General features: G+C 50.2%; 18 protein-coding genes and 2 tRNA genes. 9 read left to right on the plus strand and 11 right to left on the minus strand.

Annotated features, from left to right (window positions below):
* Window positions 1-305 precede the first annotated feature (305 nt).
* Both ABWO75_RS05155 and ABWO75_RS05160 read left to right on the plus strand, forming a co-directional pair.
* Window positions 306-1478: an acyl-CoA dehydrogenase family protein gene (locus ABWO75_RS05155; protein ID WP_353183250.1), complete on the plus strand. Its 1173-nt coding sequence runs from the start codon at window positions 306-308 to the stop codon at window positions 1476-1478.
* A 65-nt stretch (window positions 1479-1543) separates the two neighbouring features.
* Window positions 1544-2287, plus strand: coding sequence for a 3-keto-disaccharide hydrolase (locus ABWO75_RS05160; protein ID WP_353183252.1), 744 nt, complete (start codon window positions 1544-1546; stop codon window positions 2285-2287).
* Window positions 2288-2422: 135 nt separating this feature from the next.
* Here ABWO75_RS05160 and asnB read toward each other — a convergent pair whose 3' ends face one another.
* Window positions 2423-4111 carry an asparagine synthase B gene (gene asnB, locus ABWO75_RS05165; protein ID WP_353183254.1) on the minus strand — a complete coding sequence of 563 codons (1689 nt, stop codon included), beginning with the start codon at window positions 4109-4111 and terminating at the stop codon, window positions 2423-2425.
* Between the two features lie 345 nt (window positions 4112-4456).
* On the opposite strand from asnB, the gene purN reads away from it, so the two are divergent.
* The 4 genes from purN (at window position 4457) to ABWO75_RS05185 (ending at window position 8775) form a co-directional block, all read left to right on the plus strand.
* The gene (gene purN / locus ABWO75_RS05170; RefSeq protein WP_353183256.1) at window positions 4457-5029 is read left to right on the plus strand and encodes a phosphoribosylglycinamide formyltransferase; all 573 of its coding nucleotides are present in this window, start codon (window positions 4457-4459) and stop codon (window positions 5027-5029) included.
* A 143-nt stretch (window positions 5030-5172) separates the two neighbouring features.
* Window positions 5173-5967, plus strand: a complete 795-nt coding sequence (locus ABWO75_RS05175) for a collagen-like domain-containing protein (RefSeq protein WP_353183258.1) — start codon at window positions 5173-5175, stop codon at window positions 5965-5967.
* A gap of 326 nt (window positions 5968-6293) precedes the next feature.
* Window positions 6294-7820 (plus strand): bifunctional phosphoribosylaminoimidazolecarboxamide formyltransferase/IMP cyclohydrolase, encoded by a 1527-nt coding sequence (gene purH, locus ABWO75_RS05180; RefSeq protein WP_353183260.1) that lies wholly within the window; start codon window positions 6294-6296, stop codon window positions 7818-7820.
* Between the two features lie 85 nt (window positions 7821-7905).
* Window positions 7906-8775 (plus strand): DUF72 domain-containing protein, encoded by an 870-nt coding sequence (locus ABWO75_RS05185; RefSeq protein WP_353183262.1) that lies wholly within the window; start codon window positions 7906-7908, stop codon window positions 8773-8775.
* Window positions 8776-8811: 36 nt separating this feature from the next.
* Here the strand turns inward: ABWO75_RS05185 and ABWO75_RS05190 are convergent, their stop codons facing one another.
* Genes ABWO75_RS05190 through ABWO75_RS05200 form a run of 3 tightly spaced genes read right to left on the minus strand, consistent with a single transcriptional unit; the run spans window position 8812 to window position 11502 of the window.
* A complete protein-coding gene (locus ABWO75_RS05190) occupies window positions 8812-9540 on the minus strand; it encodes an RluA family pseudouridine synthase (RefSeq protein WP_353183264.1) in 729 nt (242 codons plus the stop codon).
* 11 nt (window positions 9541-9551) lie between these two features.
* Complete coding sequence (locus ABWO75_RS05195; protein ID WP_353183266.1) at window positions 9552-10616, minus strand: NADH:flavin oxidoreductase/NADH oxidase; 1065 nt, start codon at window positions 10614-10616, stop codon at window positions 9552-9554.
* Between the two features lie 40 nt (window positions 10617-10656).
* Window positions 10657-11502, minus strand: coding sequence for a 3-hydroxyacyl-CoA dehydrogenase family protein (locus ABWO75_RS05200; RefSeq protein ID WP_353183268.1), 846 nt, complete (start codon window positions 11500-11502; stop codon window positions 10657-10659).
* A gap of 333 nt (window positions 11503-11835) precedes the next feature.
* On the opposite strand from ABWO75_RS05200, the gene ABWO75_RS05205 reads away from it, so the two are divergent.
* Both ABWO75_RS05205 and ABWO75_RS05210 read left to right on the plus strand, forming a co-directional pair.
* Entirely contained in the window at window positions 11836-12771 is a 936-nt protein-coding gene (locus ABWO75_RS05205; RefSeq protein ID WP_353183270.1) for an ABC transporter ATP-binding protein, read from the plus strand.
* Window positions 12768-14069, plus strand: a complete 1302-nt coding sequence (locus ABWO75_RS05210; RefSeq protein ID WP_353183272.1) for an ABC transporter permease — start codon at window positions 12768-12770, stop codon at window positions 14067-14069. The genes ABWO75_RS05205 and ABWO75_RS05210 overlap by 4 nt, the downstream gene beginning before the upstream one ends.
* A gap of 11 nt (window positions 14070-14080) precedes the next feature.
* Here the strand turns inward: ABWO75_RS05210 and ABWO75_RS05215 are convergent, their stop codons facing one another.
* From ABWO75_RS05215 to ABWO75_RS05245, 7 genes are all read right to left on the minus strand, one after another.
* Window positions 14081-15922: a UbiD family decarboxylase gene (locus ABWO75_RS05215; protein WP_353183274.1), complete on the minus strand. Its 1842-nt coding sequence runs from the start codon at window positions 15920-15922 to the stop codon at window positions 14081-14083.
* A 5-nt stretch (window positions 15923-15927) separates the two neighbouring features.
* Window positions 15928-17211: a M16 family metallopeptidase gene (locus ABWO75_RS05220; protein ID WP_353183276.1), complete on the minus strand. Its 1284-nt coding sequence runs from the start codon at window positions 17209-17211 to the stop codon at window positions 15928-15930.
* Window positions 17201-18448 carry a M16 family metallopeptidase gene (locus ABWO75_RS05225; RefSeq protein WP_353183278.1) on the minus strand — a complete coding sequence of 416 codons (1248 nt, stop codon included), beginning with the start codon at window positions 18446-18448 and terminating at the stop codon, window positions 17201-17203. Before ABWO75_RS05225 ends, ABWO75_RS05220 begins: the two co-directional genes overlap by 11 nt.
* Window positions 18449-18476: 28 nt before the next feature.
* A complete protein-coding gene (hemF, locus tag ABWO75_RS05230) occupies window positions 18477-19382 on the minus strand; it encodes an oxygen-dependent coproporphyrinogen oxidase (RefSeq protein WP_353183280.1) in 906 nt (301 codons plus the stop codon).
* Window positions 19383-19404: 22 nt separating this feature from the next.
* Window positions 19405-21102, minus strand: coding sequence for a gamma-glutamyltransferase (gene ggt, locus ABWO75_RS05235; RefSeq protein ID WP_502922393.1), 1698 nt, complete (start codon window positions 21100-21102; stop codon window positions 19405-19407).
* A gap of 11 nt (window positions 21103-21113) precedes the next feature.
* Entirely contained in the window at window positions 21114-22121 is a 1008-nt protein-coding gene (locus ABWO75_RS05240; RefSeq protein ID WP_353183282.1) for an NAD(P)H-dependent glycerol-3-phosphate dehydrogenase, read from the minus strand.
* Window positions 22122-22252: 131 nt separating this feature from the next.
* Window positions 22253-22326: transfer RNA gene (locus ABWO75_RS05245), tRNA-Arg, on the minus strand.
* Between the two features lie 178 nt (window positions 22327-22504).
* Here ABWO75_RS05245 and ABWO75_RS05250 point away from each other — a divergent pair.
* A tRNA-Ser gene (locus ABWO75_RS05250) sits at window positions 22505-22589 on the plus strand.
* The last annotated feature ends 1119 nt before the right edge of the window (window positions 22590-23708 follow it).

Below are 23708 nucleotides of genomic sequence, written 5' to 3' on the forward strand. Positions count from 1 at the left end.
GATATTAGGTGTTCTCGATGCAAGATAATGAAAAATACCCAAAAGTGGGTATTCTCAAATTTACATTATCCGGAGTTTGCCCGTTACTGGTTTGCACCTGCTTCGAAGTAAGTGCACCATCTGTCCACGGTGAGTACACGGTGAGTCCACGTCTTTATCGACAAAACGTGCTTTCGTCATGCAGGTACCGTGGCCGGATTCCGGACGGGCAACGAAGCTGGCCCGGCGCAATAATAAACCAGCGCCCAACCTGATACGGAAAATTATCTGTATACTTGTCAGACAGATGGTAAACCTGATGAATCATGAGCCAATACCAACCACCTGATTATTATCTGCTGGACGAACTCATTGGCGAGGAATACCGGCTTATCCGCGACAGCGTAAGGCAGTGGGTAAACAGGGCACTCCTACCTATCATCGAAGATTACGCCCAGCGTGCCGAATTTCCCAGCCAGCTGCTTCCGGGAATGGCGGAACTCGGGCTGTTCGGCCCGACCATTCCGCAGGAACACGGCGGCGGGGGGCTGGATTACCTTGCCTATGGCCTGATGATGCAGGAACTCGAACGTGGCGATTCCGGTATCCGCTCCACCGCTTCCGTGCAGGGGTCGTTGGTGATGTATCCCATTTATACCTACGGCAGCGAGGAGCAGAAGGCCGCCTACCTGCCCAGACTGGCCAGCGGCGCGCTTATGGGCTGTTTCGGACTTACCGAGCCCAACCACGGATCCGACCCGGCCGGGATGCTGACTCATTTTGATGACGCGGGCGACCACGTAATCCTAAACGGATCCAAAATGTGGATATCGAATGCCCCATTCGCCGATATAGCCATCGTGTGGGCTAAAAACCCGGATGGCCAGGTTCAGGGGCTCATCGTTGAACGCGGCATGGAGGGATTCAGCACCCCCGAAACACACAATAAATGGAGTCTCCGGGCATCGGCCACCGGCGAACTCGTGTTCGATCAGGTGCGCGTCCCTAAGACCAACATCTTGCCGGGAATCACCGGGATGCGCGGCCCATTAAGCTGCCTGAATCAGGCGCGGTATGGCATCGCCTGGGGTGCCCTCGGCGCGGCGATGGACTGTTACGACACGGCTGTCCGTTATGCCAAGGAACGGCAGCAATTCGGCAGACCCATCGGAAGCTTTCAGCTGCAGCAGAAGAAATTAGCGGAGATGCTGACCGAGATCACGAAGGGCCAATTGCTCGTATGGCGGCTGGCCTTACTCAAAAACGAAGACCGGGCTACACCCGCACAGATTTCGATGGCCAAACGCAATAGTGTAGCGACGGCACTTCAGGTGGCACGGGAAGCACGCCAGGTACTCGGCGCAATGGGTATCACGGGTGATTATCCGATCATGCGGCACATGATGAACCTGGAATCGGTCGTCACATACGAGGGTACGCACGACATCCATTTATTAATCACCGGTATGGATATTACCGGGTTCAATGCATTCGGATAACGGAAAAGACGAAGTAGCAAGGCAAAGGGAGACCACAAAAAAGACAACAAATTACACATTATACTATGCATATCAAATCAGTCATAACCATCGGGATTGCAGCTTCGCTGACACTTTCCGCTTTTGCGCAGCAAACAAAAATGAAACCCGAAGAAACAGAGATCTGGGATCCTGAACCGCGTATGGTGACCACGTATGCCGACCGGGCGCCATCGGACGCCATTGTCCTGTTCGACGGCACCTCGCTGGACCAGTGGGTCAGCAGCGACGATGGTTCGTCGCCGGCCGGATGGACGGTGGCAGCCGGTGCATTTACGGTGGTAAAAGGCAAAGGCGGCATCCAGACCAAGCAGGAATTCACCGACTATCAGCTACACCTGGAATGGAAATCGCCTACGGAAATTGTCGGGGAGAGCCAGGGGCGCGGCAACAGCGGTGTATTTATGCAGGGGCGGTATGAGGTACAGGTGCTCGACAGTTACAATAACCGCACCTACTCCAACGGACAGGCGGCCAGCATCTATAAACAGCGGATTCCGTTGGTAAATGCCACAAAGCCGCCGGGTGAATGGCAGACATATGACATTATCTGGACAGCGCCGCGATTCAATGCAGACGGTATCTTGGTGAGTAAAGCCCGGGTTACCGTGATCCATAACGGGGTATTGGTGCAAAATAACGTCGAACTCGACGGAACAACGGAATATATCGGGATACCCAAATACAAAGCGCATGGCCCGGGCCCGATTGCCCTGCAGGACCATGGCAACCCCGTCAGCTTCCGGAACATCTGGATCAGGCCGCTCTAGCGGCAGCGATTCGTCCGTTGGCTGGCGACGGGTAACGGACAGCCGGTTAGTCGCCGCAAAAAACATTTCACAAAAAAAGGCCGGGTGTATCGTGCACCCGGCCTTTTTTATGTTCCTGATTGGTCAGTAAACGGCTTACAGCGCTACTGCCTTGGATTTCTCATAACTCTCGTTATGCACCGCAGCTACTGCCCGTCCGGACGGATCGTTGAGGTTCTGGAATGAAGCATCCCAGGCCAGTGCCTCAGGGGTACTGCATGCAACCGATTTAACGGAAGGCACCGTCAATGCCGCTGCATCCGAAGGAAAATGCTCCGCAAAGATTGAACGGTACAGGTATTCCTCCTTGTTCTGCGGCGGGTTAATCGGGAAACGCTCAGCGGCTTTGGCCAGCTCCGCGTCACTTACCTTCTGCGCTGCCTGTTCTTTAAGCGTATCGATCCAGCTGTAACCCACGCCATCTGAAAACTGCTCTTTCTGCCTCCAGGCAATGCTTTCAGGAAGATAGTTCTCAAAGGCCTTCCGCACAATCCATTTTTCCATCCTGCCTTCTCTGATCATTTTATCTTCAGGGTTCAACCGCATGGCAATATCGATAAATTCCTTATCCAGGAACGGGACACGTCCCTCTACCCCCCAGGCAGCCAATGATTTATTGGCGCGGAGGCAGTCGTACAAATACAGTTTACCCAGTTTACGTACGGTCTCTTCGTGGAATTCTTTCGCATTTGGTGCCTTATGGAAATACAGGTACCCGCCAAACAGCTCATCCGAACCTTCTCCCGAAAGCACCATTTTAATCCCCATGGATTTAATCACGCGCGCAAGCAGGTACATCGGAGTGGAAGCCCGGATCGTGGTTACATCATAGGTTTCCAAATGGTAAATGACATCCCGCACCGCATCCAGCCCTTCCTGGATAGTAAAATTGATTTCGTGGTGTATGGTACCGATATGATCGGCAGCACGCTTGGCGGCGATCAGGTCCGGTGAGCCTTTCAGACCCACGGCAAACGAATGCAGTTGCGGATACCAGGCAGTCTCCTGATCGTCGGATTCAATCCGTTTGCCCGCAAATTTTTTCGTAATAGCCGCAATGACTGACGAGTCCAATCCACCGGAAAGCAATACGCCATAAGGTACGTCCGACATCATCTGCCGGTGTACGGCGTCTTCCAGTCCTTTGCGCAGTACGTCAATGTCCGAAACGTTGTTTTCTACATTCGCATAGCTCTCCCAGTCACGGCTGTACCACCGTTGCGGCGTCAGTCCTTCTTTACTGTAAATGTAATGTCCCGGAGGAAATGTTTCAATGCGCTTGCAATAGCCTTCGAGTGACTTAAGTTCAGACGCAACGTAAAACGTACCCGCATCGTCCCATCCCATATACAGCGGAATAATGCCGATATGGTCACGTGCTATTAAAAACGTATCCTGTTCTATATCATAGAGGGCAAACCCAAATATGCCATTAAGCTCTTCAATAAATTGGGGGCCTTTCTTTTCGTACAGTGCTAATATTACTTCGCTGTCGCACTGTGTGGAAAATGCATAGTCTGTCAGCTGATTCCGCAACTGTTGGTGATTATATATTTCCCCATTAACCGCCAATACCGTATTACCGTTGGCACTAAACAACGGCTGACGGCCGGATTTCGGATCAACAATCGCTAAACGTTCATGCGCTAGAATAGCTTTTTCCGAGCTATATATCCCCGACCAGTCCGGCCCGCGATGACGAATCTTTTTCGACATCTTAAGCACTTGGGGGCGCAATTCTTCTGACTTACCTTTCAGGTCAAAAGCACCAATAATTCCACACATAGATAAAAACGTTAAATGTTAATATAGCTATAATGATGCAAAAGTAACAAATAAAATATTGACATTTGCAACAAAATATTATTTTTTTAACGATTTTTTCAAAAAAACACGAGATATAAAGAAATAATATCAACAAAACACGCCATGTAATGTCATGATTTTAATACAAAAACAGGGTGACACGCGTCGGGAATTATTGTTATATTACAGCAGGTTCAGGCGTTAATCGGTGCTAAGATAATGATATTGCCTGCAAATATGCTATTTTTGCCCAGCATTTAATGCATCAAAAAAAATAATGTAAATTTGGGTGGCAACCCCGTACCAACTACTAATTCATATCACGTGAAGAAACGAATCGCTATTTTTGCTTCCGGCTCCGGATCGAACGCTCAAAAACTGATGGAGTATTTCAGGTACCACGACCAGGCCGAAATAGCTTTGGTACTGAGCAACAATCCGGAAGCATATGTATTGCAACGGGCTGATAATTTTGAAGTACCTACCCACATTTTTGACCGGCATGAATTCTTCCATACAGATGAAATTGTCCAGTTGCTTGATAAGCTGAACATCGATCTCATCGTGTTGGCGGGTTTTCTGTGGCTTGTGCCCCAGAACCTCCTTCAAAAATACCCGAATAAAATCATCAACATCCACCCTGCCCTGCTTCCGGCCTACGGAGGAAAGGGAATGTATGGCGACCGCGTGCACCAGGCCGTGCTGGATGCCGGCGAAGCGGAATCGGGCATCAGCATTCATTTTGTCAACGAAAACTTCGATGAAGGCGAAGTGATTTATCAGGCCCGGTTCAGGATCGAACCGGAGGATAGCCTCGAGGTCATCAAGTTTAAAGGGCAGCAGCTGGAACATCAGCATTATCCCAAAGTTGTAGAGAACCTACTGAAAAAAATGTAAGCAACGGACGGCTGCCGTCTCCGATGTTGTTTGTTCGGGTAATTATGGATTGCAATTGCCCTGTTTTTTCATTTTGTCCTTTTTTTACAAATGTAAATGCGCGTTGACCGATACTTTCGCTACTGAACCAAAAAGCATTTACAATGGAAAGCATTTATTTTACCATCAAAAGGTATGGTTACCTGGTGTGTTGCATCATTTGGCTAAGTTTTGTCTATGGCTGTAAAAAAGGAGACATGGGACCGATGGGACCGCAGGGAATACAGGGGGAGCAGGGAACGCCCGGAATCGAAGGTGATAAAGGCGATAAAGGCGACCGGGGTGCTACCGGAGCAAAGGGTGATAAAGGTGATCGGGGCGCTACCGGTGCGAAGGGAGACAAAGGCGATCCCGGCGCAACTGGCGAAACCGGTCCCCGGGGGATTCAGGGCGAAATAGGTCCGGCCGGTCCGCGAGGTGCAACGGGAGCCACAGGTCCAGCCGGACCGCGGGGTGCTACCGGAGCAACTGGACCAAGGGGCCCACAAGGGGAGCCTGGGACCGCGAATGTCAAAGAATACGAATGGGCTGATAGTGGTCTTCCCGGAATCCAATTTGCTGCGGGCGCCGAAAGTTCGCTGGAATTTGTCTTCCCGTTGAAAATTAGTGATTTTCAAAACAGCGTGGTTTTGGTTTATGGCGAATTTGGTAATGGCAACAGTATTCAGATTCCGTATGTATCTAAATTCTATAATTTCAATGCGAGTTTCCTGTATTCAGGGACTGGCACCCCAGACTGTACCATGCGCATTACCAAAACAGCAGGGACATCTACCAACGCCGTTAGATTTATCAAGATCAGGGTGCTGGTTATCCCGGGTGCAAATTTTCAGGACATGAGCAGTGTCATTGATGCAACCGACATGAATCAAGTCCGCAAATACTTCCGGTTAGAATAACGTGAACCCGTTAATTACCCACGCTACCTGAGGTATCATACCAATGGTTCCCGTTAGGAGGTCATGGACATTATGCGGATTTACAACTTCTCTTCGGGGAGCACGTTCATTTTTTTACGCAAGTCGCACGACGCTTTTTACGCAGAGAACGCTAGTACGCTTATCCACGTCCTTTGTGATGAAGCGAAACGCCTTTGCGTTAACGTGAAGGCTTGCTTCGCGTGCAATAACGGATTTTTGCTCACCCATTTATCGATTGGAGCCGTGCGAGCTATCTGCATTTTTTTCTATCTTTGCCGCTCATACACTAAATAGCTGAATAGCGAATGAGCCATCCCGTAAAAATCAAAAATGCATTGATCTCCGTTTACTACAAAGACGGACTCGCCCCATTAATCGAACTGTTAAATAAACAAGGTGTTACGTTCTATTCCACCGGGGGCACGGAAACCTTCCTCCGCGAGCTCGGCCATGAGGTCGTCCCGGTGGAAGACCTCACGGGTTACCCTTCTATTTTGGGCGGTCGGGTAAAAACCCTTCACCCCAAGGTCTTTGGCGGCATCCTGTCGCGGCGGCCACTGGAAGCCGACGGCCAGCAACTCCAGGAATATGATATCCCGGAGATCGACCTGGTGATCGTAGACCTCTACCCTTTCGAAGAAACCGTGGCTTCGGGAGCCGGTGAACAGGAGATCATTGAAAAGATAGATATTGGCGGCATCTCGCTTATCCGTGCTGCGGCCAAGAACTACAACGATGTGGTCATTGTTTCATCGCGGAATGATTATCAGCTGCTTCAGGATATTTTAACGGAAACCGGCGGACATACCCTGCTGGAGCATCGGAAAACTTTTGCTAAGCGGGCGTTCAACGTGTCGTCGCATTACGATACGGCCATTTTCAATTATTTTAATACGACAGAGCCGCTTCCGGTATTCAAACAAAGCGAACAACAGGCCCAGGTGCTCCGTTACGGAGAGAACCCTCACCAAAAGGGCGTTTTTTATGGCAATCTGGATGCGTTGTTCGATAAGCTCAACGGTAAGGAACTATCCTATAACAACCTCGTGGATGTAGACGCCGCGGTGGCGCTTATCGACGAGTTCGATGAACCCACCTTTGCTGTGCTGAAACACACGAACGCATGCGGAGTGGCCTCACGCGGGGATTTGCTTACCGCATGGAACGACGCGCTGGCCTGCGACCCCGTTTCGGCTTTCGGCGGGGTAATCATCTGCAACCGGCAGGTGGATAATGCTACGGCGGAAGAAATCAACAAGCTGTTTTTTGAAGTGCTTATTGCACCGGACTACAGCGTCGGAGCCCTTGATACGCTCACCAGCAAGAAAAACCGGATCCTGCTAAAACGGAAACCGGTAACCCTGCCAACCAAGTTGTTTAAGACGCTGCTGAATGGCGTCATTGAGCAGGATAAGGACCTCGTGATTGAGGGGCCAACCCAGATGAACACCGTAACGGATAAGCAGCCGACGGATCATGAACTCAGCGATCTTTATTTTGCCAACAAAATTGTAAAACATACCAAGTCCAATACCATCGTACTGGCTAAAGACGGACAGCTTTCGGCAAGCGGTGTCGGCCAGACTTCACGTGTGGACGCCCTGCGGCAGGCTATCCTGAAGGCGCAGTCGTTTGGTTTTGACCTGAACGGTGCCGTGATGGCCTCCGATGCATTTTTTCCATTTTCCGACTGTGTGGAAATCGCGGCCGAGGCGGGCATTACTGCAGTCCTGCAACCCGGCGGGTCCATCCGCGACAAGGAATCTGTGGACATGGCCAACCGTAAAGGAGTAGCCATGGTTGTTACGGGTGTACGGCATTTTAAGCACTAGGTCTTAACGGTTAACTGTTAGCAGCCATAGGCCCCTTGATGCTTGCTGCTAACAGTTGACTGCTTTTTCTAATTAAAACAGCGTTATGAAATTTGGAAGCGTAGCTAACCCGGATGCAGTTGATTTCTCCCTGCCCCCGACTCACCCCGATACATGGAAGGCACTCAAAAAAGAGGGAACCGATTTCGAAGTGTACGTCGGCTGTGCCAAGTGGAATAAACAGGACCTTAAAGGTTTTTATCCACGGGGAACAAAGGACGAACTGGTTTATTACGCCACCCAGTTCAACTGCATCGAATTAAACGCCACGTTTTATAATTCGCCCGACAAACACCAGGTGGAAGTATGGAAGAATAAGACGCCCGGGGATTTTAAGTTTTTCCCGAAAATCCCGCAATCCATCAGCCATTATGGTCGTCTCCTCAATGTGGGGGAAAAAGTAACGGCTTTCTGTGATGCCATTAGTTTATTCGAAGAAAAACTGGGCATGAGTTTTCTTCAGTTGCATGATAATTATAAACCTAAGGATTTTGACCGGCTGGCGGCATTTATAAAACAATATCCGAAGGCCATCCCACTGGCCGTGGAGGTACGGAATGCGGAGTGGTTTAACGATGCCGGGGTAAGTCAGGCACTATATGACCTGCTTCGTGAAGAGCACCGTACGGCCGTTATCGTAGATACCGCCGGGCGGCGCGATATGCTGCACATGCAGCTCACCGCCCCCGCCGCTTTTGTCCGGTATGTCGGCGCCAATCACCCCAGCGATTACCGGCGACTGGACGACTGGCTTGTCCGCATCAAGGAGTGGCATGACGGAGGATTGAAATCCCTTTATTTCTTTGTCCATCAAAACCTGGAGGTGGAGTCTCCCCTGCTGGCCCGCTATTTTATCGATAAACTGAATCAGTTGCTCGGACTTCAGGTACGCGGTCCGCACGGCAAGCTTTTCTAAAAAAGCGGTGCACCGGTTGATTCGGCGCACCGACAGTTAATCGTCGTATTTTTCGAGCTGCTTGAGCAGGGCTGCAAAATCTTTCGGGTACGGTGCTTCAAAGTGATACTGCTTTTCCCCAAGTGTGAACCGCAACTCGCGTGCATGAAGCGCAAACCGCTTCATAATCGGCTCTTCTTCACGTCCCTTACCCATGGTAAATCCCCGCTTTTTGATCTGCGAAAGAAAGACAGGCTTGCCTTTGTACAGCTCATCGCCGGCAATGGAGGCCCGTTGGGTAGCTAAGTGGATCCGTATCTGGTGCATGCGGCCGGTAATGGGCCGGCACTCCACCAATGTATAGTGCTTAAAGTAGCGAAGCGATTTAAAGTAAGTTTCTGCCCGTTTACCGTTTGCGCGATCGATCGTCACGTTTTTATTTCCCATATTCAGAATGGGGAGGTCGACCAGCAGGTCTTCAAATATATGCGTGCCCTCGATGACGGCATGATAGGTTTTGGCGACCCGCCGGCGCTCAAATTCGATGGATACCGCACGGTAGGTTTCCGGATTTTTTGCGATAAGCAGTAAACCTGACGTTTCCTTATCGAGCCGGTGACAAACCTGGGCTTCAGCGTAGTACTGCTTAGCCAGGCGATGCACACTCAACCCCTCCCCTTCACGTTCATCCAGCGAGGCCAGGAATGGCGGTTTATTGATCACAATCAGGTTATCATCTTCATGAAGAATTAATTCTTCGAATTTATTGTATTTACTTTTTCCCATTCTATTACTGCTTATGGCCTGGCTCGTTCATATTGTACCGGCCACGGTATATTGACTCCCAGTTGTTTTGCGGCGTGTAGCGGAAAATACGGATCCCGAAGCAACTGCCGTCCCATGAAAACCAGGTCGGCCTGCTCGCTGCGGAGGATATCCTCCGCCTCGTCTGCGCGTGTAATTAATCCCACGGCCCCGGTCAGGATACCGGCTGCCTGCCTGATACTGGCAGCATACGGCACCTGGTACAACGGCGCGGTTACGATCTGCTGGTTGGACGAATTCCCGCCCGAGGAACAGTCAATCAAATCAACGCCCTGTTCTTTTAGCCGTACGGCAAGCTTTATGGAGTCCAATTCATCCCATCCGCCTGCTGTCCATTCTGTTGCGGATATCCGCACAAAGAGCGGTAGTATCTCCGGGATAACCCGCCGGACCTCCCCAACCGTCTGCAACAGCAGACGGGTGCGGTTTTCAAAAGAACCGCCATATTCATCATCGCGGAAATTGCTCAGCGGCGAAAGAAACTCATTCAATAAATAGCCATGTGCGGCGTGGATTTCGAATACCTGGAAACCGGCTTCCACGGCCCTTCGGGCGGCATTTCCGAAATCAGCGATCAACTGCTGAATCTGGGAGATATCCATCGCCGCCGGCAATGGCATACCCTCCCGGTAAGCGACCGCGCTTGGCGCCAGCGGCTTCCATCCGCCCTCGACAGTGGTCAGGAGTCGGTTCCCGTTCCATGGACTGCTGTGGCTTGCTTTGCGGCCAGCATGGGCCAGTTGTATCCCCGCTACAGCGCCATTGCTTTTGATAACTTCGGTCACCTGTGCCAGCCCGGCAATATGCGCATCTTTCCATATCCCCAGGTCATCGGGTGAAATCCGTCCCTCGGGCGAGATGGCTGTGGCCTCGGTGAAGACAATTCCCGCGCCGCCCACCGCCCGGCTGCCCAGGTGAACCAGGTGCCAGTGATTGACAAAACCGTCGGTACTGGAATACTGGCACATTGGCGAAACGGCCAGCCGGTTTCTGGCGGTAATCGACCGGATCGTTATCGGTTGAAAAAGTAAGGACATCGTCGCTGATTAAATGGTATTCAACAAATGAATCAATAGCTCAATAATGATAAAACCCACTGCCTGTCTTTTTTCCCAGTTTTCCCGCGGCAACCAAATCAACCAATAGTGGGCAAGGTGCGTATTTCGGCGTACCAAACCCCTCATGCAGCACATTCAAAATGGACAGGCATACATCCAGTCCGATAAAATCGGCCAGTTGCAGCGGCCCCATGGGATGAGCCATACCCAGTTTCATCACGGTATCAATCGACTCCACTGTTGCAACACCTTCGTATAATGCAAAAATTGCCTCATTAATCATGGGCATCAGCACGCGGTTGGCAACAAAACCGGGGGCATCGTTTACTTCTACCGGAACTTTATCCAGCTGCCTGGCCAGCGCTGCTACCGTTTGCATAGTAGACCCGTCGGTGGCCTTTCCACGAATCACCTCAACCAATTTCATTACAGGCACGGGGTTCATAAAATGCATGCCCACTACCTTGTCCGGCCGTTGCGTGGCGGCCGCGATATGGGTGATGGAAATGGATGATGTATTGGTGGCCAGAATGGCGTGTTGCGGAGTCAGTTGATCAAGCTCCCGAAATACCTGGCGTTTGACTGCCTCATTTTCCGTAATGGCTTCCACAACCAGATCGGCTTCCCGTACACCCGGCCCCAAGCTGGCATGGGGTGATATCCGATCGAGGATAGCCTGCTTAGCTGCTCCGGTAATGACTCCAGCCCCGGATTGCCTATCCAGGTTGCCGGCAATGTTGACTAACGCCCGCTCTAACGCACCGGCATCCGTATCGACCAGGGAAACCTGGAATCCATACTGAGCGAAGACGTGGGCAATGCCGTTACCCATGGTCCCCGAGCCGATAACGCTGATCTGTTGCATGGCGTCGAGTTTGATGCACCGCAAACATAACTAAAAACGCCCGGCCGCCAAAGGCAGACCGGACGTTCATCATCAAACTTAAACCAAAAACTATAAACAATTAAACAATTTGTCTTTCCGGCCGGGATATTTCTGCCGCTATGGCATTTCCCGGGATGCATGTAAACGGACAGTGCCTGTCTGGCCATTCGTTACATTCGCTTACCTGTAAGAGCTTGTTTATCCGGAAAAGTTTAACCGCGCGGCTGTTAAAAAATGTTAAAGAATTAAAGGCTTATTCGTAACAAAAACGACATCTTTGTATCCAATGACAGGCAAGCCCACGGAACACACATGCTGGAAATCAGAAACATCGTAAAACAATATGCCAATCACCTGGCGCTGGATAACATCTCTACGGATATTGCAAAGGGCAGTATTTTCGGACTGCTGGGTCCGAACGGTGCGGGTAAGACTTCGTTGATCCGTATTATTAACCAGATTACAGCTCCCGATAGCGGCGAAGTTTACATGGATGGCGAACGGCTGGGACCGAAACACATCGGCCGGATTGGCTACCTGCCCGAGGAACGCGGACTGTATAAGAAAATGGAAATCGGCGAACAGATGTGTTATCTTGCCCAGCTAAAAGGCCTTCGGCGGCAGGAAGCCGTCGAGCGGATCAAACATTGGTTTGAGAAGATGGAGATGCAAAGCTGGTGGAATAAGAAGATAGAAGATCTCAGCAAGGGGATGCAGCAAAAAGTGCAGTTTGTTGCTACCGTGGTGCACCAGCCGGACTTAATTATTCTTGACGAGCCGTTTTCCGGATTCGACCCCGTCAATGCAAACATCATCAAGGAGGAAATCCTCGCATTGAACCGTAATGGAGCAACCATTATCTTTTCCACCCACCGGATGGAATCTGTGGAAGAGCTGTGCGACAGCATCATCCTGATCAACAAGTCAAAGAAAATACTGGACGGAAAGGTAAAGGCCATTAAAGATACTTATCGGACAAATACGTACCGCGTGGAATACTTTTCCCGCGACGAACCGGTTACGGGAGTGGACGATCTGTTTGCCGTCAGCAGCCGGGAAACGGTAGAGGACCGCACCGTGCTAACCATTCATATCGCGGGGGGACGGACCATTAACGATGTGCTCACTTACCTTATCCCGCTGGTACAACTTCACGAACTGAAGGAAATTGTACCAAGTATACACGACATCTTTGTTGACAAGGTAACCCAAAGGAAGCCGTCCACCGCAATTGAAACCAACCAATGAACAAGATACTACTCATTATCCGGCGTGAATACCTGAGTCGCGTAAAAAAGAAATCGTTTCTGCTGATCACCTTCCTGGTTCCGATTTTTCTAATTGCGGTTTATGCGATTGCAATTTTGCTTGCGGTTAAAAGCTTCGAAAGTAACCGCGCTACCGTACAGGTTATTGATCAAAGCGGCCTGTTTAAGGGAAAGCTGCACAATACGGAAAACATCACGTTTGTGGAAACGTCCGGTAATGTTTCCGATGCCAGAGCAAATATCCGGGGCGCCAAGAAGAAACTGCTGCTGATTATTCCCGAAAACATAACCGAAACGCCACGGGTAGAATTACTATCGTCGGAAATGGCCAATGTCGGCACTCAGAAAACCATCAGCAGCCAACTGGAAGAAGTTCTCCGCGATATCGCTTTTGAAAAAGCGGGAATTGACCGCCAAACGGTAGAAGCCATCCGCCCGTCCGTTACAATTGAGGCACGGGAATTAACCCCTGAAGGTGAAAAGCAAAGCAGCGCGGAAGCCACCGTTGGCATCGCCATGACGCTATCCATTGTGGTGTATATTTGCCTGTTTTTATATGGTACGCAGGTGATGCGGGGTGTTATCGAGGAGAAAAACAACCGGATCATCGAAGTTATTATCTCATCGGTAAAGCCTTTTCAGCTGATGATGGGCAAAATTATCGGCATCGGCCTTGTCGGGCTTACCCAGTTTATTCTTTGGATCATCCTGTCGGCTACACTGATGGGCGGTGCCCGCATGGCCATCATGGATGACATGACGATTGAACAGGTTACCACCACACAGGAGCAAATGCCTTCCGGTAGCGAGCTGGGCGCTTACGGAGACGTAATGCAGGCGCTGAATACCGTGAATTTCCAGGAAATTATCATCGGGTTCCTCCTGTACTTTTTTGGCGGATACTTGCTGTACAGTGCACTGTTTGCGGCAGTGGGCTCGGCGGTGGACAGTGAAACCGAAACCCAGCAGTTTACTTTTCCGATCACGTTACCGCTGCTGTTTGCCTATATTCTTTCGTTCGGCGTATTGGTTAATGATCCTAACGGACCGCTCTCGTTCTGGCTCAGCATGATTCCATTGACATCACCTATTGCGATGCTGGTACGTATTCCCTTCGGTGTCCCTACCTGGCAGCTCGTCCTGTCGTTCGGCCTACTTGCCGGCGGATTTGTGCTGACCACGTGGATTGCCGCCCGCATATACCGGATCGGCATCTTGATGTATGGCAAAAAGGCAAGCTACAAAGAGCTGGTTAAATGGTTCAAATATAAAGGATAAGCGATTATCCATTAGTCAATAATTCCGTGCAGCGGTCCACCCTTAACCGCAAGGGCATCCACCCGTTTTTCGATTTCCGGCACTTTTATCAGCTCCGGCGCATGGTGCGGTTTCTTCCGTGCGTCAATGATCAGCGGGCCGCTGCATCCCCAGTGTTTGTGTCTGATAAAGCTCTTCACACCGTAAATGTCATGTGAAGGGTTACTCCTTGTAAATGTGATCCACACAAAATTATCCGTGTTCGCCGCGGTAAAGCCAGCGTCGTCACAAAGTACCAGCAGCTGTATGCCGGAGAAGTCAAGATCGGCAACGGCGCGGCACCAGGCTTCCACGCGATCAGTTTCAGCCTGACCATCGGTGAATGCGGGTGCTTCCACGGCAATAATGCCCGGCATCACCGGCTTATATGCGCTGAACGGTCTTGGAAGCATGACGCCCGAAGGAAGTGTCGGCGATAGCGCTCGTTTTTTAGGGCCCACGGCGGCAAATACCACTTTGGAACCTGCGTTAAGGTCGCTGCCCGAATAGTCAAGCGTATCGATGGTGGTCTGTGTATGGAAATGCAGGTCGCGTTCCAAATCAATGCGTTCCAGCATATGCGTAAAAAACGCGGGAACATCGTGGATATCCAGCTTGGGATCGTCCTGATGGGCTGCGATAAACAAGTACTTCGCGAGGCTCAGCTGATTCTTCCCCAGCACCTGGTTGGCAATGGTCAGTACTTCCTGTGGACGTTCCGTCCGCAAATACGGCGTATACCGCTCACTTCCAATCGCAAAAAGCAACGGGTGTACCCCCGCCGCATCCACGGCGTGGACAGCATGAAGTCCGTTGATCTCTTTGGGAATGGCGGACCCTGTTATTTCATGGATCAATGCGCCGAAGCTGGTATCTTCCTGCGGCGGCCGTCCCACTACTGTAAACGACCAGATGGGATTTTTGCGGTGGTAAACGCGGTGTACATGCATCACCGGGAATGGATGTACCAGGCTGTAGTACCCCAGGTGATCGCCAAAGGGTCCCTCTGGTTTATTGTCTTCGGGATATACCGTGCCGGTAATCACAAAATCAGCATCTGCGGAAATACAGAAGCCGGCATCATCATAAAAGTACCGGAACCGCCTGTTGCCCAGTGCGCCGGCAAAGGTTAGTTCGGACAGTCCCTCAGGCAACGGCATCACCGCGGAAAGTGCATGGGCCGGTGGACCGCCTACAAAGACACTTACTTTTAAGGGGCGCCCCAGTTCATTGGCTTTGCTCTGATGGACACCGATACCGCGGTGCAATTGGTAGTGAAGGCCCACTTCCTCGTCGGGTATGTAAGCGTTGCCGGCCAGTTGGATGCGGTACATGCCCAGGTTGGCGCCCATCACACCCGGGTGGTCAATATCTTCGGAGTAAACCTGGGGCATGGTAATAAATGGCCCGCCGTCCATCGGCCAGTTGACCACCTGTGGCAACTGGCTGATACGGGTAGTGCCGTATCGGATGGGTGCCCCGCTCCCCTTCTTCCAGGGAAGGGCCGCCAGCGCCGTAGCCGCCACATGGGTGTATCGGAACGGATTACGCAGTGCCCGCATGGGATCCGACTTGACGTCGACCAGCACCTTAATCTTTTCCAGTGTATCCCGGAACATAAAACGGGAACGGTCGAGGGTTCCAAACAGGTTGGATACCGCCGGAAAAGGGCTCCCTTTGACGTTTTCAAACAACAGTGCCGGCCCCTTGGCATCGTAGACACGCATGTGTATAGCTGCCATCTCCAAATAGGGGTCTACTTCTTCTTTAATGCGGACGAGGTGCCCGTGATGTGCTAAATCATCAACACATTCCCGGAGGCTGCGGTATCCCATATGCGTTACATTTTACCTACAACTATTTTCGTAAGGCGGTCATAATCCAGGTAGTTATTGGCTAATCTGCATACCTCTTCGGCATCGATTCGGCGGATAACTTCGTCGTAATAACGGTAGTATCCCAGGCTCAAACCTGAAAAATAGGCGTTTTTAAACTTATCGGCATGGGAAAATACATTTTCCAGGCTTCCAAGCATGGAACCCATCAAATAATTTTTTACCAGCGACAGTTCCTCTTCGCTTACCAACTCCGTTTTCAGCCGCAGGATTTCTTTTTCAATCTCGGTAAGTGCAGCGGCCGTGACCGCTGTTCCGACTTCCGTCGCAATGGTAAAAAAAGCACCATGCTTTAACGAAACAAGTCCCGATCCAACACTGTAAGTATATCCTTTGTCTTCGCGGATGTTGGTCATCAGCCTGGAGCCGAAATACCCGCCCAGTAGTGTGTTGACTACCTGCAACCCGGGGAACTCGGGGTGGCTTCGGGAAATGGACCGGTATCCCAGACGGAGAGCGGACTGCATCGCGTCCTGTCGCTCTTCCAATAACAGTGTGCCTGTGTTCTCCACCGGGAAAACCAGACCGGGCTGCGGTTCCAGCTGCTGCGCGGATGGCAGCCATTCGTCGCCGAACAACTGTTCAACCTGCGTGATAAGCGCGTCAGTAACCCTGCCAGACAGCAGCAACGTGCAATTATCCGGTTGGTATTGTGTCTTAAACAAAGAACGAAGGTCATTACCATTAATGTGGTCATAATCACTTATTTCGGCAGAAATACCATATCGGTTTTCACCAAATACGGCGGCATGGAATAAACGACGGGCAACTACACTGTTTTTCTGGAGTGAAACCTGCAGCTTCTGTTTGTTATTGCGGATATAAGTTGCTAATTCCTGATCGGGAAAAACAGCCCCGGTAAGGACCTCCCGGACAAGCGGCAGTAACTGGCTTAAATGTTTGTTCAATGAAAATAGACTCAGTGTCGACCGGTCAGCTTCTACCTGCGGGACCAGGAACGCCCCATAAAAGTCAACCATCTCCGCAATCTGCTTACTGGTATGCGTTGCAGTGCCTTCCAATAACATCTCACAGGCGCAGGTGTGCAAAAGCGTATTTTCCGTTTGCAAAAACACATGGTCAAATATCCATTCCATGCGTATGATGTCCTGCTCCCCCGCATCAAAAATAAATACCTTCAGTCCGTTCTTAAAAGTCAGCTCACGCGGGGCAATTAAGTCAAATCCGGCAATCGGATGGGAAACAGGAGGGTGATTTCTATCCAGCATTTTTTGTAGCAATGTATACTAATGTTGACGAATTTTCTCTTCTAAACAGCTGCTTAGCCTGTTGCTGAATCGCTTCGGCTGTTACACCGAGGTATTGCGCCGTTTCCCGATTAAAGGCAGCGGCGTCGCCCAGCAGCTCAAAATAAGCCAGGTTCATGGCTTTATCCAGGATGGCCATTTCTGAAAATGCCATCGTGGATTCCACTTTATTTTTCACTTTATCCAGCTCATAATCACCAACAAGTTCCTGCTTGAGGGCTTCCAGTTCTGCCCAGATCGCCGTTTCCGCCGCTTCCATGTCAATATGCGGCAACGGCTTTCCTTCCACTACGAATAAATTAGGCCCGAGGCTACCCGTCTGATAAGCATTCAGCTCGCTGAAAAGTTCCTGTTCTTTGACCAGACGCCGGTAAAGCCTGGACGAAGGTCCCTGGGAAAGCAAATCGGAGATCAGGTCCATGGCATGATAACCCGCTTCCTGTCTGCCTGGACCATGGAACGCGATGTAAAGACTGCTGAGTGGGACATCAGCCACTACAATTTCCCTGCGTGGCTCCAGCTGTGCGGGTTCCGGTGGAAGCTGTCTTGTGTATTTTGGTTTTGCGGGAATGGGTGCAAACCACTTCTCGGCGAGCGCTTTTACCGCTGCTGTCTTCACGTGGCCAGCGACAACCATAATTGCGTTACTGGGCGTATAGTGTTTTTCAAAGAATGCCCGGACATCGTTCATGCTGGCTTCTTCGATATGGGCGAGTTCTTTGCCAATCGTTGCCCAGCTATAGGGATATGTGGTATAAGCCAGCGGCCGCAGACGCAGCCAGACATCACCATAGGGCTGGTTGAGATACCGCTGTTTAAATTCCTCGCACACCACCTGGCGCTGGACCTCCAGGCTCTTTTCGCTGAAAGCCAGACTAAGCATCCGGTCACTTTCCAACCAAAAGGCCGTTTCCAGGTTGGTCGCCGGAAGCGTGACGTAATAATTGGTGATATCGTTGCTGGTAAATGCATTATTCTCGCCACCGACGCGTTGCAGCGGACCGTCAAAATGCGGGATGTTTACGGATCCGCCGAACATCAGGTGTTCAAACAGGTGGGCAAATCCGGTTTTGTCCGGATTTTCATCGCGGGCGCCCACATCGTACAATATATTGACGGCGGCCATCGGAGTGGCCGGATCTTCGTGTACCAGCACCCGTAGCCCGTTAGTCAGTGTAAAACGGTCGAATGTAACCATTGTTTTTTCTTAAGTTATCTGGATGATATTATTCCGCCAGCCAGTCAATTCCCGGTTTAAGCAATGCCAGGGTATCGGCTTCGGGGCTTCCTTTCGGCGCTTCAAAATTATAAGCCCACTGCGCGAGCGGGGGCAGACTCATTAAAATGGATTCGATACGGCCATTCGTTTCGAGGCCGAACTTGGTACCCGCATCATATACCAGGTTAAACTCTACATAGCGGCCGCGCCGGAGTTGTTGCCAGCGTTCATTTTCCGGAGTGAATACCCGATTCCGGTTCCGGTTGGCCAATTCCGAATAAATGGGTACAAACGCCTCTCCGACGTGACGCGAGAAGTCGAAAATACGATCCCAGGACTCCCCGGTCTTCTCGGGCGTAAGCCGATCGTAAAAGATCCCGCCGATACCACGTGTCTCCTGCCGGTGCGGGATGAAAAAATACTTGTCTGCATGTGCCTTGAACTCGGGATAAAATGCGGCATTGGAGCGGTCGCATACGTCTTTCAGCGACTGGTGGAAGAAGCGGGCGTCATCCTGTTCGATATAATGCGGGGTAAGGTCTATCCCCCCGCCGAACCACCGCACGGTGTCATTCAGCTCAAAGTACCGAATGTTCATGTGGATAATGGGTACAAACGGGTTCCGGGGATGAAGAACGATCGACACGCCCGTGGCAAAGAAGTTTTCCTCATCCACACCGAAAGCCTTTTTTACCGGTTCTGGTAAACGGCCGTGCACCGCCGAGAAATTGACGCCTCCGCGTTCAATGAGGTCTCCCTGCTGGATGATGCGTGTGCGCCCGCCGCCACCGCCATCGCGCTGCCAGACCTCCTCTTCAAAGACCGAAACACCATCCAACGCTTCCAGGCCCTGGCATATCCCGTCCTGTATACCGCTGTAATCCGCCGCTATGGTTTCCTTCGTTGTCGTCATATCTTTTGTAAAATCAATAAATTCAATATCCCATGGCCACATCATCGCCCCGCGGATCGGCACCCCCCTGTAAACTACCGTCAGGCTGCACTAAAATTGCATCGACACGACCAATACTGTTACGGTCCACCAGTTTATACCCCGTTGTGGTAAGCATATGGCGGACCTTCTTGCTGACCGCATCGCGTTCAGCCATCACTTCATCCGGAAGCCACTGGTGATGGAACCGGGGCGCAGTCACAGCGTCCTGTACATTCATATTGAAATCGATGACATTGAGCACGGTCTGGAATACAGATGTCATGATCGTGGAGCCACCCGGGGTGCCGACCACCAGGAACAGGCTGCCGTTTTTCTCGATAATAGTTGGAGTCATGGAACTGAGCATCCGTTTTCCCGGTTCGATGGCGTTGGCTGCACCACCCGTCAACCCGAACATATTGGGTACTCCCGGTTTTACCGAAAAATCATCCATTTCGTTATTTAGCAAAAAACCGGCGCCGTCCACCACCACGAACGAGCCGTACGAGCCGTTAATGGTTGTGGTAATGGATACTGCATTGCCGGTCTGGTCCACAACCGAAAAATGAGTGGTTTCCTCGTGTTCGCCGGGGGGCAAAGGTCCGGCATAAATCGCACTGCTGAACGATGCGTGTCCGAAATTCATGTTGCGCATCCGGTTGGCATTATAGGCGGAATCAATAAGCATGGCCTGCGGTACACGGTAAAAATCGGGGTCTCCGAGGTGCGTTGCCCGGTCGGCATATACCCGACGCTCCGCCTCAATCATCACCCGCATGGTAGAATCCTGTTGAAACCCCCATTCCGATAAAGGGAAAGCCTCTACAGATTTAAGCATCGCAATCAGTGCAATACCCCCGCTTGACGGCGGCGGCATGGATATGACCCGGTGGCCGCGATAGGTAGATACAACCGGATCACGCCATTTGGCGTGATAATTTGCTAAATCAGTATGGGAAATAATGCCGTTGCCACGCGCCATTTCCGCTACGATCCGGTCTGCTGTCTCCCCCTCGTAAAATCCCGCCCGGCCCTGCTGGCTGATCAATGTCAGCGTATGAGCCAGCTCCCGCTGAACAAGTGTATCTCCAGGCTGCCACTCCCCTGTCCGGACAAGCGCGGTACCCGCGGCATTATACTGCATCAATGCGGCTTTCCGGTGATTGAGTTCCGCTGCCTGACGGGCCGTAACCGGAAACCCTTGCTCAGCCAACCGGACAGCCGGCTCCACGAGTAATTTCCAGTCCAGTTTCCCGTACTTTTCATGTGCTTTAACCATGCCATCGACCGAACCGGGGATACCTGATGCCAATTGCCCCCGAAGGCTTAGATCGGTAATGGGGTTGCCCTGCGCATCCAGATACATATCCTTGCTGGCCGCTCCGGGTGCGGCCTCACGGAAATCAAGTGCAGCAACAGATCCGTCGGCGCCCCGGTAAACCATGAAACCACCGCCACCAATATTGCCGGCGTTGGGGTAAACTACCGCAAGGGCAAATTGCACGGCTACCGCGGCATCCACGGCATTGCCACCATTTTTCAGTATCTCCAAGCCAACGGCCGAGGCCTCTGGGTGCGCGGTGACCACCATACCGTTGTGGTACGCCGGCAACCGGGTTTCCCCGCGAAACAACTGGCACGAAACCATAGAAAACACCAGCAAAACACTAAAAAAGCGAACAAGCAGGAAGTTTTTCATTTGATTATGTACTAAGTCAATTTTTCGGCCAACCGGCTGATCGCCTCTGCCGGCGAATGATTTTCATATAAAATCTGATATACGGCGCTGCAAATAGGCAATTCAATGTGATGAACGTTGCAAATTTTCTGGATGCAATACGCAGCGTAATATCCTTCAGCCACCATGTTCATTTCCAGCTGCGCCGATTTCACGTGATAACCCTTGCCGACCATATTGCCGAAGGTACGGTTCCGGCTAAACTGCGAATAGGCGGTAACTAATAAATCGCCCAGGTAGGCCGACTCCTTGATATCCCGATCGATCGGTTTTACGGTATTGACAAATTCCGCCATCTCCCGTATCGCGTTTGATATCAATACTGCCTGAAAATTATCGCCGAAACCGAGGCCATGGCATATTCCGCCGGCCACCGCATAGATGTTTTTCAGGATGGCTGCGTATTCGGTGCCGTAGATATCATCGGATACATTGGTCTTGATATAACGCGTTTCAATAAGCGAAGCCACCAGTGCCGCAACATGGGTATCGCGGGAAGCAATAGTGAGGTATGATAATTTCTCGAGCGAAACCTCCTCCGCATGGCAGGGACCTCCGACGACGGCTATTTTATCAATAGGAATGGCATATTGCTGCTGCAGGAAATCACCGACAATCTGATTTTCATCCGGCACAATGCCCTTGATCGCCGATACGATTATTTTGCCCTTCAGCATATCGGGCGTGATTCCCTTTAATGCGTCTTTGAGAAAAGCCGCCGGTGTATTCAAAATAACGATGTCAGCATGGGCTATCACCGTGCGGATATCTGTATGAATATTCCGTTTCGGAATTTTAACCGACACGGCACTTAAATAATTCGGATTGTGTTTATAATCTTTGATATAGTCGGCCGTCTGTTTGTTGCGTACCCACCAAAATATGGATTTTTCGACACGGTTATCGCCTAGCATCTTAATCATAGCCGTTGCCCAGCTACCGCTTCCCACTACCCCTATAGTCTGTTTCGTAAAATTCATAAATGCGTTTATCGTCGTATCTGCGGAGTGTTACAAGTTAATGTTTCCATACGAAAGAAGCAAACGGGCTGTTCCGGTATGTTTGCGTTTTAATAAAAAAGCCCCTCAATTCAACATCAAGAGGCCTTCTGTACGCCAATCAGGATTCGAACCTGAGACCGACGGTTTAGAAAACCGTTGCTCTATCCAGCTGAGCTATTGGCGCCCGCATTGGGGACAAAAATACAACTTAATCCGGTATCCATGCAATATCGGGTAAAATAATCACGATTTTACGGCTGTTATGGACGGCTGAAAAATCGTTTTTTCCTCTAACTGCGGCGGTTACCAAAAAAAAGCATATCGGAATTTGCAAAATATAAGAGAGTTTGTACTTTTGCGGCGGAGAGTTGGCAGAGCGGTCGAATGCGGCGGTCTTGAAAACCGTTGTCTGTAACAGGACCGGGGGTTCGAATCCCTCACTCTCCGCTGTGAGGGATTTCATTCTGAAGTCCCTCTTTTTTTTCTAAAATTAGTAGATTTAAGTCTTTCATTTTCTGATAGTTATTAGACAATATATCTATCATAGTAGGTGTTCGATAGATGTTGTTTTTATACAATTTATAATAGGGTGTCAGTTTTTGTTTTCCTTAATTTTCCCTTATTTACCCAGAGAAGAAACCTGTCATCTTTATCTTTCGTATATCCAACAATTAAATCACCAATGAAATCCATCTTTTCATTGAAACAGGATTTATGCTCAATTTGATTAAACATGGTTTTCGTTAGCCGTTTGTTGCCTACGACAACCTCCCTAACAGTAACATTCAATTGCGTCAATTTATAATCCACCATTTATCGGATGTTTAGGACAATAAAGATATATAACTTATGTGGAATATTTCTTTTTTGGCTTACCGCCTTTATCCCGACTTTTATCGAAATTTTCGAGTGTGCCGAAAAAAATTACATCCACGGGTATGCCATCTGGGAAAAATAAAGTCTGTGCAGCGATCAATTGGAAGTCATCGCCGATTATTCCCCGTTTTTTGTGCCTTTGGATTTCAGGGTCAAAAAACAAGGCCATGAGGTTCTCAAATATGTTATTAACCAAGTCGTCAGAAATTACGAGTGAAAAATAATCCGTTTATTTTTAGCGGTATATATAATACCTGCAAAAATATTATTGCAGCTAATCCCGGGTTCTGTGGTGTACGGTTTTCACCGGGTTGATGTTTATCGGCCAAAAGCTAAACCAAGAGGATTCCTTGGCCCTGAAATTTAGAAGCTTCATAGGCACACCAAATTTATTACGCTCGTAATCGCTGCTTGTCGTGCACCCCTTTGGCACTTTCAAATATTTTCCTATTTTTACAGGGGTTTACGGCAACCGATATCGCTAATAATCCTAACGATCATTAAGCACAACGACGGTTCTAGGTCGATTTAATGATTGTTACCGTTGATTTCGACTGTGACTGTTGTTTATATAACCTATTTTATGAATTACCAAGAACTTTGATGCTCAAGTATGCCTTTTACGTCAGTCAGCGCTAGAATTTCAACCATGCCACTCGTGTTAGTGGGACCAATCTTGAGAAAGGTCAC

The sequence above is a fragment of the Parapedobacter lycopersici genome (genome assembly GCF_040395035.1).
Taxonomy (GTDB): domain Bacteria; phylum Bacteroidota; class Bacteroidia; order Sphingobacteriales; family Sphingobacteriaceae; genus Parapedobacter; species Parapedobacter lycopersici_A.

Coding starts and splice junctions, on each gene's coding strand:
- ABWO75_RS05205 (WP_353183270.1), top strand. CDS start 11,836: ATGCTGGAAATCAGAAACATCGTAAAACAATATGCCAATCACCTGGCG.
- ABWO75_RS05210 (WP_353183272.1), top strand. CDS start 12,768: ATGAACAAGATACTACTCATTATCCGGCGTGAATACCTGAGTCGCGTA.
- ABWO75_RS05225 (WP_353183278.1), bottom strand. CDS start 18,448: ATGGTTACATTCGACCGTTTTACACTGACTAACGGGCTACGGGTGCTG.
- purH (WP_353183260.1), top strand. CDS start 6,294: ATGAGCCATCCCGTAAAAATCAAAAATGCATTGATCTCCGTTTACTAC.
- ABWO75_RS05195 (WP_353183266.1), bottom strand. CDS start 10,616: ATGTCCTTACTTTTTCAACCGATAACGATCCGGTCGATTACCGCCAGA.
- ABWO75_RS05220 (WP_353183276.1), bottom strand. CDS start 17,211: ATGCTGGATAGAAATCACCCTCCTGTTTCCCATCCGATTGCCGGATTT.
- ABWO75_RS05155 (WP_353183250.1), top strand. CDS start 306: ATGAGCCAATACCAACCACCTGATTATTATCTGCTGGACGAACTCATT.
- asnB (WP_353183254.1), bottom strand. CDS start 4,111: ATGTGTGGAATTATTGGTGCTTTTGACCTGAAAGGTAAGTCAGAAGAA.
- ABWO75_RS05240 (WP_353183282.1), bottom strand. CDS start 22,121: ATGAATTTTACGAAACAGACTATAGGGGTAGTGGGAAGCGGTAGCTGG.
- ABWO75_RS05190 (WP_353183264.1), bottom strand. CDS start 9,540: ATGGGAAAAAGTAAATACAATAAATTCGAAGAATTAATTCTTCATGAA.
- ABWO75_RS05200 (WP_353183268.1), bottom strand. CDS start 11,502: ATGCAACAGATCAGCGTTATCGGCTCGGGGACCATGGGTAACGGCATT.
- hemF (WP_353183280.1), bottom strand. CDS start 19,382: ATGACGACAACGAAGGAAACCATAGCGGCGGATTACAGCGGTATACAG.
- ABWO75_RS05175 (WP_353183258.1), top strand. CDS start 5,173: ATGGAAAGCATTTATTTTACCATCAAAAGGTATGGTTACCTGGTGTGT.
- ABWO75_RS05160 (WP_353183252.1), top strand. CDS start 1,544: ATGCATATCAAATCAGTCATAACCATCGGGATTGCAGCTTCGCTGACA.
- ABWO75_RS05215 (WP_353183274.1), bottom strand. CDS start 15,922: ATGGGATACCGCAGCCTCCGGGAATGTGTTGATGATTTAGCACATCAC.
- ABWO75_RS05185 (WP_353183262.1), top strand. CDS start 7,906: ATGAAATTTGGAAGCGTAGCTAACCCGGATGCAGTTGATTTCTCCCTG.
- ggt (WP_502922393.1), bottom strand. CDS start 21,102: ATGAAAAACTTCCTGCTTGTTCGCTTTTTTAGTGTTTTGCTGGTGTTT.